The sequence below is a fragment of the Lonsdalea quercina subsp. quercina genome (genome assembly GCF_000688695.1).
Taxonomy (GTDB): Bacteria; Pseudomonadota; Gammaproteobacteria; order Enterobacterales; family Enterobacteriaceae; genus Lonsdalea; species Lonsdalea quercina_D.
Map to the genome: position 1 here is coordinate 16,228 of NZ_JIBQ01000007.1, position 14,847 is coordinate 31,074.

At 56.9% G+C, this 14,847-nt stretch carries 12 protein-coding genes; 3 read left to right on the forward strand and 9 right to left on the reverse strand.

The features are described from left to right. Window positions 1–374: 374 nt before the first annotated feature. Both SB13_RS07870 and SB13_RS07875 read left to right on the forward strand, forming a co-directional pair. Window positions 375–1,130 carry a LuxR family transcriptional regulator gene (locus tag SB13_RS07870; protein ID WP_051616520.1) on the forward strand — a complete coding sequence of 252 codons (756 nt, stop codon included), beginning with the start codon at window positions 375–377 and terminating at the stop codon, window positions 1,128–1,130. Window positions 1,131–1,216: 86 nt separating this feature from the next. Then, complete coding sequence (locus tag SB13_RS07875; protein WP_026739820.1) at window positions 1,217–2,113, forward strand: proline iminopeptidase-family hydrolase; 897 nt, start codon at window positions 1,217–1,219, stop codon at window positions 2,111–2,113. A gap of 427 nt (window positions 2,114–2,540) precedes the next feature. Here the strand turns inward: SB13_RS07875 and SB13_RS07880 are convergent, their stop codons facing one another. Together SB13_RS07880 and xapA are read right to left on the reverse strand one after the other, a co-directional pair. Next, entirely contained in the window at window positions 2,541–3,806 is a 1,266-nt protein-coding gene (locus tag SB13_RS07880; protein ID WP_072000228.1) for a nucleoside permease, read from the reverse strand. Between the two features lie 100 nt (window positions 3,807–3,906). Beyond that, window positions 3,907–4,734 carry a xanthosine phosphorylase gene (xapA, locus tag SB13_RS07885; protein WP_026739822.1) on the reverse strand — a complete coding sequence of 276 codons (828 nt, stop codon included), beginning with the start codon at window positions 4,732–4,734 and terminating at the stop codon, window positions 3,907–3,909. A gap of 353 nt (window positions 4,735–5,087) precedes the next feature. On the opposite strand from xapA, the gene SB13_RS07890 reads away from it, so the two are divergent. Beyond that, window positions 5,088–6,497 (forward strand): MFS transporter, encoded by a 1,410-nt coding sequence (locus SB13_RS07890; RefSeq protein WP_026739823.1) that lies wholly within the window; start codon window positions 5,088–5,090, stop codon window positions 6,495–6,497. A 41-nt stretch (window positions 6,498–6,538) separates the two neighbouring features. Here SB13_RS07890 and patD read toward each other — a convergent pair whose 3' ends face one another. The 7 genes from patD to SB13_RS07925 all read right to left on the reverse strand — a co-directional run bounded on the left by patD (window position 6,539) and on the right by SB13_RS07925 (window position 14,824). Next, window positions 6,539–7,963 carry an aminobutyraldehyde dehydrogenase gene (gene patD, locus SB13_RS07895; protein ID WP_026739824.1) on the reverse strand — a complete coding sequence of 475 codons (1,425 nt, stop codon included), beginning with the start codon at window positions 7,961–7,963 and terminating at the stop codon, window positions 6,539–6,541. 71 nt (window positions 7,964–8,034) lie between these two features. Continuing rightward, window positions 8,035–8,841 (reverse strand): ABC transporter permease, encoded by an 807-nt coding sequence (locus tag SB13_RS07900; RefSeq protein WP_026739825.1) that lies wholly within the window; start codon window positions 8,839–8,841, stop codon window positions 8,035–8,037. Beyond that, the gene (locus tag SB13_RS07905) at window positions 8,831–9,778 is read right to left on the reverse strand and encodes an ABC transporter permease (protein ID WP_026739826.1); all 948 of its coding nucleotides are present in this window, start codon (window positions 9,776–9,778) and stop codon (window positions 8,831–8,833) included. The genes SB13_RS07900 and SB13_RS07905 overlap by 11 nt, the downstream gene beginning before the upstream one ends. Window position 9,779: 1 nt before the next feature. Further along, window positions 9,780–10,811 carry an ABC transporter ATP-binding protein gene (locus SB13_RS07910; protein ID WP_026739827.1) on the reverse strand — a complete coding sequence of 344 codons (1,032 nt, stop codon included), beginning with the start codon at window positions 10,809–10,811 and terminating at the stop codon, window positions 9,780–9,782. A 191-nt stretch (window positions 10,812–11,002) separates the two neighbouring features. Further along, a complete protein-coding gene (gene ydcS / locus SB13_RS07915) occupies window positions 11,003–12,115 on the reverse strand; it encodes a putative ABC transporter substrate-binding protein YdcS (protein WP_394296369.1) in 1,113 nt (370 codons plus the stop codon). Window positions 12,116–12,267: 152 nt separating this feature from the next. Further along, a complete protein-coding gene (locus tag SB13_RS07920) occupies window positions 12,268–13,731 on the reverse strand; it encodes a gamma-aminobutyraldehyde dehydrogenase (RefSeq protein WP_026739829.1) in 1,464 nt (487 codons plus the stop codon). Between the two features lie 184 nt (window positions 13,732–13,915). Continuing rightward, complete coding sequence (locus tag SB13_RS07925) at window positions 13,916–14,824, reverse strand: LysR substrate-binding domain-containing protein (RefSeq protein ID WP_026739830.1); 909 nt, start codon at window positions 14,822–14,824, stop codon at window positions 13,916–13,918. Window positions 14,825–14,847: the final 23 nt, after the last annotated feature.

Genomic DNA, 14,847 nt, shown 5'->3' on the forward strand with positions numbered 1-14,847 from the left:
CAGGTCGTTTTTATTGAATAACGACTTACCAGAATGAAGGTCTGGACGGTGAAAAGCATCATTTTTCAAATAGACGTGTATCCGTACCCAAAAATGACCATTCACTTCAATAGTATGCCTTTTTTGTCTTTGCATTTCATTCAACATAAGGGTTACTAATGAAAGAAAAACACAAAACATCACAAAAACCCCTGACAGGCGGGAATCTACACAATCATACCGGCAGTGAATAGTTAGCAAAAATGCTAGTTTTGCCTTAGTAAAAATGCTAGGTTACGCTTGGTTATTGACCGGATTGAGGCCGAACATGCGCTCTGGCACCTGTACCGACCATCGTCCCCTTTTTAACGGGCTACATTTTGCGGAGGGTAATCATGGATAAGACTACTCAGCTTACCTCGTTGAAATGTTCAGCGACTTCGCTGGACGACGCTTTTGATCACATGTTCGCGCAAACGTTACACCTCGGATTCGACCGGGTGATTTATGACTACGCTCCGGTTCCCCGGACCATGGAAGGGAAATTGATCAACCCTTCTCTGCTGCGTGTCAATAACGTGCCGGAAGACATGCCGTTGCAATGGTTCGAGAATGGTTTCTTTCAGATGGATGTCGTACAGCATCACGCTCTGGAAACCTGTGCGCCATTTGTGTGGTCATATCAACGTCCTGAACGGACGCCGCTTCGCTCACGTATTGGCGAAGAACATGAGTGCGTCACGCATTACATGCGTGAAAACGGCATGCCATGCGGCGCGACCGTACCGTTACACCTGCCTCGCGGAGGCTTCGCCACCGTGACCGCGATTTTGAACAGCTCTCATGAAGAGCAGGATATCAGCAGTACCCTATCCGATCTGACCTTTATTGCTCACCGTTTCCAGGAATCGGCGTTTCCCCTGTTCAGCGAAGATCTGATGACCTGTCAGTATGTCCACCTGACCAAGCGCGAACGCGAATGTTTGGCGTGGTCGGCGGAAGGTCTGACGGCGAAAGAGATCGCCCGCAAACTGAACCGTTCGGTCGCGACCGTCACGCTGCATCTGAACAACGCCACCAAGAAGCTAGGGGCGAATAATCGGGTGCAGGCCGTCGTTCGCGCCATGTACTACCACCTCCTCGATAGCTAAAACTATCTATTTTACTAGCTTTCCGCTTTCGCTGACGCGCCTTACTCTTAAGCCAGACTTAACAGACATAAGGGTGACCGTCATTTATGAACACTGTCAGCGAAGGCTTTGCCCCTTTTCTCCAGTATCAAACCTGGTACCGAATCACCGGTGATTTACATAATGGTATGACACCGTTGGTCGTTGTCCACGGCGGTCCCGGCTGCACCCACGATTACGTTGATTCATTTAAAGATATCGCCAACACAGGGCGTCCTGTCGTTCATTACGATCAGTTAGGTAATGGCCGTTCGACGCACTTACGGGAAAAACCAGCCGATTTTTGGCAGATCGCTTTGTTCCTTGATGAGCTGGATAACCTGTTAAAACATCTTAACATTCAGGACGACTATGCGCTGCTGGGTCAGTCTTGGGGCGGCATCTTGATTTCAGAACACGCCGTAAGATGTCCAACCGGTTTGAAAGCTATCGTTATCGCCAACTCGCCGGCGTCTATCCCGTTATGGCTACAGGCCGCCGCGAACCTGCGCGCCGAATTGCCAGAAGCGGTCCAGGCCACGCTGCTGGAACATGAAACGGCGGGCACGGTGAATAGCGACCCTTATCGCGAAGCATCACAGGTGTTTTATCAACGTCATGTCTGCCGCTTAAATCCGTGGCCGGCTGAAGTAACACGCACCTTTGAGGCTATCGATGAAGATCCTACGGTTTATCACGCCATGAATGGACCGACTGAGTTCCATGTCATCGGCAGCTTGAAAGACTGGAGCATCATCGATCGCGTTAAAGCCATCAACGTCCCCACCCTTTTGATTTCGGGGCGTTACGACGAAGCATCGCCGGAAACCATCCAACCTTTTGCAGACGGCATCGCTGATGTTGAGTGGGTCATTTTTGAACACTCAAGCCATATGCCGCATGTGGAAGAGCGCGAAGAATGCATGAAAACCGTCGGTAGTTTTCTGCAAAAAAAGATGAGTTAACATAAGAAGAAAGGCCAATACCAGGGAAGGCGACATTTTGTCGCCATTGTAAAACGCGCCGGCGAAACGGCCGGCGCGTTTCTTTTTTAGAGCGCTATAAAGCGCCGGGCTGACCCTATGGCCCCGAGGTTAACCGCCTGCTGCTTAGGCCGCGAGTTTAGGCCAGAGAGCGGTTCCTCATTAACTCCTAACAAGATCGCCAAGGAATGGCGCGATCTTATTCACAGTCACATTCCTGTTTTCTCACACACGCCCGGTTGATTTTACCCTGCGCCTGTCGCTACGACGGTGGGGTATCCGCGCCTCTCGCAAATGCCCAGCAGCGCCATTACTCCTCTTTTCCCATCATCGTGAGGGGAATAGTCAGGACCGCTCCCCCATTCGACAACGGTAAAAAGCGACACACGGCATCAGCGTCGCATCACGTTCAGGTCGATGATCCTGAAACGACTTGGCGACTAGAATGGCGATACCGGAAAGCCACGCCAAACACGACCCCCAGCACCAGCGTATAGCCGGCGAAGGTCAGCCAGATAGCCTGCCAGTCCTTGACCCCGGCCGTCGTGAACATATCCACCACCATCCCGCTGACCAACGCACCGAGATAGGCGCCGAGTCCATTCACCATGCTCATGAACATGCCCTGCGCGCTGGCTCTGAAACGGGAGTCCACCTCCGTATCCACAAAAATCGCGCCGGAGATATTGAAAAAGTCGAACGCGCAGCCATAAATGATCATCGACAGCACCAGCAGCAGGAATCCCGTGCCCAGCGGATCGCCGTAGGCGAAAAACAGGAAGCGCAGCGTCCAGGCGAACATGCTGATCAACATCACGCGTTTGATGCCATAGCGGCGCAGAAAGAACGGAATAGTGAGAATGAAAAACACCTCCGATATCTGCGAGAGCGATAACAGCACCGACGGATAGGTGACAGCCAGACTCGACTGATAAAGCGGATTACGCGCGAAGTCGTGCAGAAATGGATTGCTGAAGGTATTAGATACCTGCAACGCTGCGCCCAACAGCATGGCGAAAATGAAGAAAACCGCCATACGCGGCGTTTTAAACAGGGATAACGCGCCCAGCCCCAGCGCGTTGAACAACGTGGTGCGCCCCCCTTCTCGATACAGCGAGCAGCGCGGCAACGTCAGGGAGTACAACGCCAACAGCAGCGAAGCGAAGGAAGCCAGATACAGCTGCTTATTACTCAGCTCGATCTGTCCAAANCTCACCGTCCACATCGCCAGAATAAATCCGACCGTGCCGTACACCCGCGCGGAAGGGAAATCCTTCACCCTGTCCAGCCCGAAGCGCTCCAGCGCAAAATAAGCGATGCTGTTGGACAGTGACATACTGGGCATATAGGCGACCGCATTCAGCAACATGGCCCAGAACATCATCATGGGGTCCGTCGCCTGCGCCGTGAGATAAAGGGCCGCTGCCCCCAGCAAATGACACCAACCGTAAAGGCGATTTGCTCGAATCCAGCGGTCGGCAATGATCCCCGCCAGACCGGGAACGACCAGTGAGGCCAGCCCTTTGGCGCTATAAGCCATCCCGACCTGCACCCCGGTAAAATGCAGCGTGTTGATCATGTAAGAGCCGAGCGTGACCAGCCAGCAGCCCCAGATAAAGTACTGTAAAAAGAACATCGTTTTGAGACGCAGCGTAATCGAAAATACGTTCGACATGATGACTCTTCCTTTTTTTCCTTGTGGCGTTGGTATGAAAACCCCGCCCCGACAGCGGGCTACCCCGCCCTATCGCCCGCCACCCCAACGCCGCGTGACGTTAGGCGACGCGCGCTTTGAAAAATGCGCGGATCAACCGGATGAAGTCCCCAGAGGCCAGCGCCGCGCATCGCAACGTTTGCTCGTGCGACAGCACTGTGTCGGACATCCCTTCGGCATAATTCGTCATCGCAGATACCGCGAGCACCTTCAAACCGCAGTGGCGCGCGGCCAAAACCTCGGGCACCACCGACATCCCCACCACATCGCATCCCACCATTTTCATCATGCGAATTTCAGCTGGCGTTTCAAAGTTAGGACCGGTGTACCCGGCGAACACGCCCTCGGCGAGATCGATCCCCAAGTGGGTGGCGACCTGATGCAGATCGCCGCGCAGCTCGCTGTCATAAGCATTGGCCAGACTGAAGAAACGCGGCCCGAAGCGTTCGTCATTCTCACCCACCAGCGGCGATTCCGGCATGAAGTTGATATGGTCGGTCAACGCGACTAACCGGCCGGGAGCCACCGACTGACGCAGCGATCCCGCCGCGCTCGTCACCAGTAGGAACTCACAGCCCAACAGCCGGAACGTCCGCACGGCGGTCGTCATCACCGTCATGCCCCGGCCTTCGTAGTAATGACCACGGCCTTTCATGCACAAGACCGGAACGCCTTCCAGATAACCCGCCACCAGCTTGCCTGCGTGGCCTTCCACGCTACTGACCGGGAAACCGGGCAGTTCGGCGTAGTCGAATTCAGTGGTGTCGGTCATGGCGTCAGCCAGCTCGCCGAGGCCGGAGCCGAGAATCAACGCCGCCTCCGGCTTAAAGTCAGGCCGTTTTCGACGAATTAGTGTTGCGCAGGTGATGGCATCTTCGGAGTTGAACATAGCAGTTCCTTGTCTAGAGAGAGGCCGTGGGAACGGCCTGACGTTGAAGATCCGTTCGCGCCCGTCAACACCTGCGGGCCATCCGGCTAAACGTCAAAAAGAGGTTTTCATATTAAGAACTTTTTCTGCGGACACTAATAGCAAAAGCTTATTAATATACGCGGGGGTGATCCCCCGAAATTCACGCCAGACTGGCGAGCGCCGGCACGGCATCTTATGATGGCCCGCAGTTTGCCCAAGACGTGTTCCCGCCTCGCTAACCCGGGGGAGGTCGTGTTGGACGCTCAAGGTGATACCTGTCGCCATCTGAATCAATCCGCATAACGCATTTATCGTGATAAGGAAGACACAACATGCACTCCCCCAGCACCCCATTGGACGCCGCCGCCGGCGCGCACCCCGGTTTCGATCTCACCTCGCGGATTAACCGACTGCGCTCTTCCGCAGGGCTTTGGCGCTTTATCGCCCTGCTTTCGCTCGGGGGATTTTTCGAGCTGTATGACCTCTTTCAAACCGCGTACATCAGCAGCGGACTGGTGGCCGAGCACATTTTTCACATGGGCAAAGAGGGTCTGTTCCACATTACCGATCAGGCCAGCTTTGCATCGGCCACGTTTCTGGGCCTGTTTGTCGGCGCCAGCCTGCTGGCGCCGTGGGCCGACAGGTTGGGCCGCAAGATGACCTTCATGTATGCGCTGGCCTGGTACGGTGCGCTATCTTTCCTGATGGCGATGCAAAGCAGCGCAGAAGGCGTCATCTTGTGCCGCTTTCTGGTCGGCATTGGGCTTGGGATTGAACTGGTCACCATCGACGCCTATCTCAGCGAATGGATGCCGACCTCTTTGCGCAGCAAGGCGTTCGCCTTTGCGTTCTTTATTCAATTTCTTTCGGTGCCGACGGTGGCGCTGATGTCCTGGTGGCTGGTGCCTCACACCTTTTTCGAGATCAGCGGCTGGCGCTGGGTCGTTATCGCGGGCGCCGCCAGCTCGGTCTTAATCTGGGTGCTGCGCAAAAACCTGCCCGAGTCCGCCCGCTGGCTGGCGCAGCAAGGACGACATGACGAGGCCCATCAGGTGCTATGCGATATGGAGCAACGTTGCGGCATGACGCCACAGAGCCATTATGTCCAGGCTGAGAATACGTCGCAGGAACCGGCTCCGCGCGGCAGATTCCGCGATATCTGGGCACCGGAATATCGCCAGCGCACGCTGATGCTGGTCGCCATGAACTTCTTCCAATCCATCGGGTTCTTTGGCTTCGGCAACTGGCTACCGTCGCTGCTGTCCGGACAGGGCGCGGGGATTACCCAGAGCCTGTTTTACGCCTTTTTCATCACGCTGGCCTATCCCATCGGCTGCCTGTTGTGCAGCCTGTATGTAGGACGCTTCGAGCACAAATGGCAGATTGTCGGTTCGTGTCTGATGACCGTGGTGTTCGGCTTGCTGTTCACCCAGCAGGCGCATCCGCTGCTGCTGATCGCCTGCGGCTTCCTCATCACCTACTCCAACGCCTGGCTGACAATTAGCTACCACGCCTATCAGGCCGAGATATTCCCCACGCGGATTCGCGCGCGGGCCGTCGGCTTTTGTTACTCGTTTAGCCGGCTGTCAACGGCGTTCACCAGCATCCTGATTGGGCTGTTATTACAGCATGTGGGTAGCGTCAGCGTCGTGATCTTCATCGTATTCAGTATGTTGATGGTGATGCTGTCGGTGGGCGTGTGGGGGCCGAAAACGCGCGGCATTAATCTGGATAATGTCTGACAAACATTGGCGGGCGTCCCGGGTGGGCGCCCGCCCTTCTGTCAGTGTTTAATCATGATGTGTCGTACGACCGTATAATCCTCCAACCCATACATCGACATATCTTTGCCGTAACCGGACTGTTTCTGGCCCCCGTGCGGCATTTCGCTGACCAGCATGAAGTGCGTATTCACCCAGGTGCAGCCGTATTGCAGTCGTGCGCTCAGACGATGCGCCCGGCCTAAATCCCGCGTCCAGACGGAAGAAGCCAACCCGTACGTCGAGTTATTGGCCCACGCCAACACCTCGGCTTCGTCCTCGAATACCGTCACGCTGACCACCGGCCCGAACACCTCCTTCTGGACGATCTCATCCTCCTGCAACGCCCCGGCCAGCAGCGTTGGCTGGAAGTAATACCCCGGGCCCGCGACTTTCTCCCCGCCGGTCACCACCGAAATATGCGGCAACGCCTTCGCCCGTTCGACGAATCCAGCGACGCGGTCGCGATGCGCGGCGGTGATCAACGGCCCCAGCTCCGTGGTTTCATCCTCCGGAGACCCCACCTTGAGTGATGCAATCGCCTCGCCTAACGCCGCCACCAGCCGATCGTAAATCCCCTTCTGGGCATAGACGCGACAGGCGGCGGTACAGTCCTGTCCGGCGTTGTAGAAGCCGAAGTTGCGGATCGCCTCTACCGCCGCCGGGATATCCGCGTCGTCAAAGACGATAACCGGCGCTTTGCCGCCCAGTTCCATATGCGTACGTTTTACGGTGGACGACGTATGGCGAATGATGTGCTGCCCGGTCGGAATAGAGCCGGTTAACGACACCATCCGCACTTTGTCATGCTGGGTCAGGACATCGCCGACGGTAGGCCCGTCGCCGAATACCACGTTCAGCACCCCATCGGGCAGAATGCTCATCGCCAGTTCGGCCAGCTTCAGCGTCGTCAGCGGCGTCTGCTCTGAGGGTTTAATGACGGCGCAGTTGCCAGCCGCCAGCGCCGGGCCCAGCTTCCAGGCCGCCATCATCAGCGGATAGTTCCAAGGCGCGATAGAAGCGACGACGCCGAGCGGATCGCGGCGGATCATCGACGTGTGTTCCTCCAGATATTCTCCGCTGGCCATCCCGTTCATACAGCGACAGGCGCCCGCGAAGTAGCGGAAGACATCCGCTATCGCCGGGATCTCATCGTTCAGTACGGCGTGATACGGCTTGCCGCAGTTGAGCGACTCCAGGCGAGAGAACGTCTCCGCATTCTGCTCAATGCAGTCCGCAATCTGCAGCAGGCACTCCGCACGCGTTTTCGGGGTGGTCTGACCCCACGATGCGAAAGCCCGATCGGCGCTTTCCACCGCCAGCGCGATCTGCTCCGGGGACGCCTGAGCAATGTGCGCGATTTCCTCTCCAGTGGCCGGGTTATAGACAGGCAGGGCACTGCCTTCGCCGGCGACTAAATGTCCGTTGATCACCATGTTTGTCTGCATCATTTTGTCCTCAGTCATTGTTTCGCATCACAGCACGCACGCTATGACGTTCCTTTTCAGCGGCCCGCGGGCTATTTGCCATCGCCGGACACCTCTGTGGTTTCTTTTGTGAGATACCAGGCCCCAAGGATCGGGATCATGGTCAAGACCATCAGGCATAGCGCCACCACGTTGGTCACCGGCACGTCGCGCGGCCGCCCCAGCTGATTCAACAGCCAAATAGGCAAGGTGCGCTCATGGCCTGCGGTAAACGTCGTGACGATAATTTCATCAAAGGACAGCGCGAAGGCCAGCATCCCGCCTGCCAGCAGCGCCGTCGCCAGATTGGGAAGCATGATGTATCGGAAGGTCTGCCAGCCGTCGGCGCCCAGATCCATCGATGCCTCGATCAGAGAGTGAGAAATGCGCCGGAACCGGGCGATGGCATTGTTGAACACAATCACAATGCAAAACGTGGCGTGTCCGATGACGATCGTCATCATGCCGGGCTCGATGTCCGCCGCGTGGAAAGCGGCCAGCAGCGCCAGACCGGTGATAATGCCCGGCAGCGCCAGCGGCAGCATCAACATCAGCGTGATGCTGTTCCTACCGAAAAAGTCCCGACGATACAGCGCGGCGGCGGCCAGCGTGCCAAGCACCAGCGCAATCAGCGTGGAAAGACAGGCGATCTGCAACGACAGGCTGACGGACTCGAAAATATCTTGCCGCTCCGCCGCGAGTTGGAACCAACGGAGTGTGAAGCCTTTGGGCGGGAAACTGAACGCCGCCTCTTCGGTATTGAACGCGTAAACGGCGATGACCAGCAGCGGAACATGCAGAAACAGCAGTCCGCCCCAGGCCGCCAGCCGGAGCGGTAACGGCGCGCGTTTAGAGTGCATCGAAAGCCCCCAGTCGTTTTACCAGCGAGAGATAGATTGCAATCAGGACAATCGGCACCAGCGTGAACGCGGCCGCCATCGGCAGGTTGCCGATGGCCCCCTGCTGGGAATAAACCATGTTGCCGATGAAATAGCCCGGCGGCCCGACCAGCTGCGGAACGATGAAGTCGCCTAGCGTGAGTGAGAAGGTAAAGATGGAGCCCGCGGCGATGCCCGGCACCGCCAGCGGCAGGATGACATAGCGAAAGGTCTGTTGCGGCTGCGCGCCCAAATCCTCCGACGCCTGAATCAGCGATACCGGCAGACGTTCCAGCGCCGCCTGGATCGGCAGGATCATAAACGGCAGCCAGATATAGACGAACACCAGAAAGCGCCCCAGCCCGGAAGTCGACAGCGTATTCCCGCCAATACCCGGCAGCAGCAGCAGGCTGTTCAAGCCCCCTTCCAGCCCGAGGTGACGCAGAAACCACAGAATGACGCCATCCCGTGATAACAAGAGCGTCCAGGCGTAGGCCTTGACGATATAGCTGGCCCACATGGGCATCATCACCGCGACATAGAAAAAGGCTTTCTGCTTACCCCGCGTATAGCGCGCCATGTAATAGGCGATGGGAAACGCTATCACGGCGCTGAACAGCGTGACGCACACCGCCATCACCACCGTGCGCGCAATAATGTCGTAATTTGTCGGGCTGAACAGCGCCGCGATGTTCGCCAACGTCAGCGTCGGCGACACCGTCATCGTGAAATCGTCAAAGGTATAAAACCCCTGCCACAGCAGCGTCAGAAGCGAGCCCAGATAGACGGCGCCGAACCACAGCAGCGGCGGCGCCAGCAGCAGCGCCAGATAAAAGCCTGGACGCCGATAGAAGAAGTCGAGCAGTCGATGCAACGCACCTCGACGGACGGCGGGAAGCAAGATGTCTGCGGTCGTCATCTCAGCTCACCTCCTGCAACGCGACCATAGCGCTACGCGCCCAACAGGCGATAAGCGGTTGGCCGATCGTCCAGGCGGGCTGAGCGGCGACGCGCTGATGGTTGGTTTCGCTCGCCAGTAGGCGCTCGCCGGTCTCCAGCACCAGCTCGTAGCGGGTCGCGGCGCCCTGATAATGAATATCTTTAATCTGCGCCGAGACGCAAATATCCTCCGTGTCCCCGCCCGGCGCGGGTTCCAGCAGGCGAATGTGTTCCGGGCGAACGGCGAACCGCTCCGCCGCGCCGGTCAGCCGCAACGCCTGCGCTGCCGACAACACGTTGGATGTGCCGACAAACTCCGCCACAAACGGCGTCCTGGGGTTCATGTACAGCTCGCGCGGCGTATCCACCTGCTCGATGCGGCCGTTATTGAATACCGCAACCCGGTCGGACATCGACAAGGCTTCGCCCTGATCGTGCGTCACGAAGATAAAGGTGATGCCGAGCTGGCGCTGGAGCGTTTTAAGTTCGCCCTGCATCTGCTCGCGCAGTTTGAGGTCCAGCGCGCCGAGCGGCTCATCGAGCAACAGCACGCTGGGCTGATTGACCAACGCGCGCGCCAGCGCCACGCGCTGACGTTGCCCACCGGACAGCTGAGCCGGTTTTCGCGCCGCAACAAACCCGAGCGCCACACGTTCCAGCGCCTCCTGCGCTCGGGCGCGACGTTCGCGTTTACCCACGCCTTTTACACGCAGCCCGTAGGCCACGTTGTCCAGCACGGTCATATGTGGAAACAGCGCGTAATCCTGAAAGACGGTGTTCACATCACGCTGATAAGGCGCCAGCCCGGCGGCTTCGCGTCCGTGAATACGGATGGAACCCGAGGAAATGTGTTCGAAGCCGGCGATCAGTCTCAGACAGGTCGTTTTTCCTGAGCCGGACGGGCCGAGCATGGAAAAGAATTCACCCTCTTTGATGTCGATGGAAACATGATCCACAGCGCGGACGTCCCCAAAAAATCGGCATACGTCAATAAATTCCACAGCGTTGGGCATAATGAACTCCTGGCAGACCGGATTATTCTTTCCGAGAATGAAAACCCAATCGAAAATAAAACAAAAAGGGAAAAAATAACGAATGCGATTTGAATTAAAAAAAGCTTAACGATTACCCCCTCAGCCGAGAAATAATAGATTTGATTTCGTCGGCTGAAAGTTACCTGTTATTTTCTCTCCATTCTTTGAATTTAACGGCCGCCCATAATGGCAATATAATCCTGAGTCCAGCGGCTGTAAGGGACGTATTTCCCGCCTTCTGACTGCGGCGTTTTCCAGAATGCGATTTTATCGAACTGCGCTGCGCCGTTATTTTTACACCCTTCGGCTCCCAGCAGCGCATTGTCTTTACAGGCGGCCGGCACAGCCGGTACGGAGCCGAACCAGGCGGCGACATCGCCCTGCACTTTGGGCTGTAGCGACCAGTTCATCCATTTGTAAGCGCACACCGGATGTTTGGCGTCCGATGCCAGCATGGTGGTGTCCGCCCACCCAGTCACGCCCTCTTTCGGCAATACGGTTCCGATCGGCTGCCCTTCGTTCTTGAGCGCATTCGCCTGATACGGCCAAGCNCTCGATGCCGCCACGCCCTCATTTTTGAAGTCGCTCATCTGAACGGAGGTGTCATGCCAATAGCGATGTATCAGCGCGTGCTGGCTGCGTAACAGCGTCAGAGCCGCCTGATACTGAGGCTCCGTTAGTTGATAAGGGTCGGAAATACCCAGCTCAGGCTGGGTGTTTTTCAGGTACAACGCCGCATCGGCAATGTAAATCGGACCATCGTAAGCCTGCACCCGACCCTGATTCGTCTTACCGTCGGGCAACGTCTGCGCAGCAAACACCACCGACCAGCTTTCCGGCGGAGACGGGAAAACCTTCGTGTTATACATCAGCAGGTTAGGCCCCCACTGATATGGAGTGCCATAGATTTTGCCGCCGACCGTGTACCACGGCGCATTCATCAGCCGGGGGTCGATGCTTTTCCAGTTAGGGATGGCGGCGGGCTCAATCGGCTGAACACGCTTGCCATAGATCAGTCTCAGCGATGCATCGCCGGAGGCCGTCACCAGATCGTATCCGCCTTTCGCCATCAGGCTGACCATTTCATCCGAGGTCGCCGCGGTTTTGACATTGACCTGGCAACGGGTTTCCTGTTCGAACTGCGTGACCCAGTCGTAGTTTTTATCGCTTTGACCCCGTTCGATATATCCGGGCCAGGCAACGATATCGAGACGCCCTTCCCCTTGAGCGGATAATTCCGGCGCGGTCGCGTGGGCCATATTCAATGCACACAAGACGCCCATACCAATAGCGGACAATGACTTCCTGGCATAATATTTTTCCATACTGTTCCCCCGTCAAGCATTGGCTTATTTGTGGCACAATAACGCCACTCATTTTTTATTATCTGTGTGTGCGTTTTATAATAAGAAAATACTATCGCCGGAATTCGGCATTAAAATTGTCGTTTGAATTTGGCCATAATATGCCGAACCACGCTGTAACTTTGTAATGAATAACTTGAAAGATCATTGCCATATCCAGAACGTTTTAATCCCCCATGCGGCATTTCGCTAATAAGCGAGAAATGGCTATTGATCCACGTCGTCCCGTATTGCAAACTGGCTGCCATCTGCATGGCGGTATCAATATTCTGCGTCCAGACCGAAGACGCCAGCCCATACTCCGATTCGTTCGACCACAACAGCGCTTGTTCGAGCGATGTAAAACGGGTGACGCTGACCACCGGGCCGAAGACCTCGCGCTGCACAATTTCGTCGCTTTGCAGGCAACCGGCTAACAGTGTCGGCGGGTAGTAAAAGCCGGGGCCGTCCACTGCGCCCGCGCTCGCAACTCGTTCTATGTGTGGTTGACTCAGCGCGCGTTCGACGAAACTGGAAACCCGGTCGCGCTGGCGGGCGCTGATCAACGGTCCCAGATGGTTGTCTTCATCTCGCGGCTGCGCCAGACGCAGACGGGACACCGCGGCCCCGAGCGCGTCAACCAGCTGCGCGTAGATGCCCGCCTGCGCGTACACCCGACAGGCGGAGGTACAGTCCTGTCCCGCGTTGTAATAGCCCCAGGTGGCGATCGCATTGACGGCATCATCGATATCCGCGTCGTCACAGACGATAACCGGGGCTTTGCCGCCCAGTTCCAGATGGGTGCGCTTCACGTTGCTGACGGCAGCGTTCAAAATTCGCTGACCGGTCACAATATCGCCGGTCACGGACACCATCCGAACCTTCTGATGATTGACCAGCGCGCTGCCGGCGCTCTCGCCGCTGCCGGTGATGATATTCAGCACCCCCGGCGGCAACAGCGCCTGGAAGGTTGGCGCCAGCGCCAATACGGTCAGCGGCGTGTGTTCGGAAGGCTTGAATACGACGGTGTTGCCCGCCGCCAGCGCCGGAGCGATTTTCCAGGCCGCCATCATCAGCGGGTAATTCCACGGCGCAATGGAGGCCACGACGCCGACGGGGTCCCGGCGAATCATAGACGTATGCCCGTCCAGATACTCTCCCGCCAACTGCCCCTGCTGGCAACGCACCGCGCCGGCGAAAAAGCGAAAGACATCAACGGCGGCGGGAAGATCGTCTTTGATCGCCTGATATAAGGGCTTGCCGCAGTTAATGGCTTCCAGCCGCGCCAGCGACGCGGCCTGTTGCTCAATCGCCTCCGCAATACGCAACAGTGCAATGGCGCGCTGCGCCGGTGTGGTCCTGGCCCACGCGGGGAACGCTCGCTGAGCCGCCTCCACCGCCTCGTCAACCTGCCCGGCGGTTGTTTCTCCCAGCCTGGCGACGATCTCCCCATTGGCGGGGTTAACGATGTCCTGCAACGTTCCTTCGCCGTCAATCAACTGACCATCAATAAGCTGCTTGCTGGAAAAGTGGCCAATAAATTCCTTATCCGACATCGCGTTTCCCTGTTTCTACTTTCGCGCCCCGGAAGGAGATATCTGCATAAAACCAACGCCAACGTGGTGTCAGATAGCGCGTTTAAAAACACAATAAGGAAACTCAGCGGTCATCAACCACTATTAATTATTGAATGCAGCATTCGAATAAATCGAATGCTGTTCGATTTCCATGCAGGCGGGATTAGGAACTCTTGCGCAGCCCGCTATTTTCGCGGGCAACGGTGAGAAAGGGGGAAACCAATTTGGGCCGAGTACTCCCTTTGCGCCAAGCCATACCGATTTCTAATGGTTCGATAGGATCGGTCAATTTGCTCGCTTCTATCATATTTCCTTCCAGCGACCAGGCGCGATACGCCATGTCCGGGAGGACGGAAAGCCCCATCCCAGCCGCGACGAGGCTTCGCACGGCTTCGGTCGAAGTGGTCTTCATGGCGATCTCCGGTTTCAGACTGGCTTTACGCCATATCCGCCGGGCGTGGATATCCATTTCATCCACATTGAGCTGAATCAGCGGCTCCGTCACCACATCGGCCAAGCTGATACTCTCGCGCTCTAACAGGGGATGCAGCGGCGGCAGCCACAGGCGGTACGGCGAATGGCACAGCACTTCGGTCTGCAAGGCATCGCGATCTTCGAGATTGGAGAGGATGAGCACGCCGATGTCGATCTCGCCGCTCACCAGCAGATGTTCGATGTAGCGGCGCTCATCCTCCACCACCTGCACCACCACATTGGGATAGGCGTCTTTAAAATGTTTGAGCAGGTCGACGAGGAAATAGCCCGCCACCAGGCTCGTCACGCCCACGGTCAAGGAGCCCGTGGTGCTTTCACTCCCGCTCTTCAGGCTACGGGTGGCATTTTCCACCGTCGCCAGAATCAGGTAGGACTGACGTAAAAACTGATGCCCCTGATGCGTGAGCGTCATGCCTTTGGCGTGACGTTCGAACAAACGCACCCCGGTTTCGGTTTCCAACTGTTGAATTGCCAGCGTGAGGGACGACTGTGAAACAAAGGCCGTTTGTGCGGCGGCCGAGATGGAGCCGGTTTCAGCAACCGCAATAAAATGCCGAATTTGACGTAGCGTTAACATCCTCGTCAGGCGCCTCTTCAAAA

Bases quoted from the DNA above. Each gene is read 5' to 3' on its own strand.
- SB13_RS07870 (WP_051616520.1), top strand. From the start codon at position 375: ATGGATAAGACTACTCAGCTTACCTCGTTGAAATGTTCAGCGACTTCG.
- SB13_RS07875 (WP_026739820.1), top strand. From the start codon at position 1,217: ATGAACACTGTCAGCGAAGGCTTTGCCCCTTTTCTCCAGTATCAAACC.
- xapA (WP_026739822.1), bottom strand. From the start codon at position 4,734: ATGTTCAACTCCGAAGATGCCATCACCTGCGCAACACTAATTCGTCGA.
- SB13_RS07890 (WP_026739823.1), top strand. From the start codon at position 5,088: ATGCACTCCCCCAGCACCCCATTGGACGCCGCCGCCGGCGCGCACCCC.
- patD (WP_026739824.1), bottom strand. From the start codon at position 7,963: ATGCAGACAAACATGGTGATCAACGGACATTTAGTCGCCGGCGAAGGC.
- SB13_RS07900 (WP_026739825.1), bottom strand. From the start codon at position 8,841: ATGCACTCTAAACGCGCGCCGTTACCGCTCCGGCTGGCGGCCTGGGGC.
- SB13_RS07905 (WP_026739826.1), bottom strand. From the start codon at position 9,778: ATGACGACCGCAGACATCTTGCTTCCCGCCGTCCGTCGAGGTGCGTTG.
- SB13_RS07910 (WP_026739827.1), bottom strand. From the start codon at position 10,811: ATGCCCAACGCTGTGGAATTTATTGACGTATGCCGATTTTTTGGGGAC.
- SB13_RS07920 (WP_026739829.1), bottom strand. From the start codon at position 13,731: ATGTCGGATAAGGAATTTATTGGCCACTTTTCCAGCAAGCAGCTTATT.
- SB13_RS07925 (WP_026739830.1), bottom strand. From the start codon at position 14,824: ATGTTAACGCTACGTCAAATTCGGCATTTTATTGCGGTTGCTGAAACC.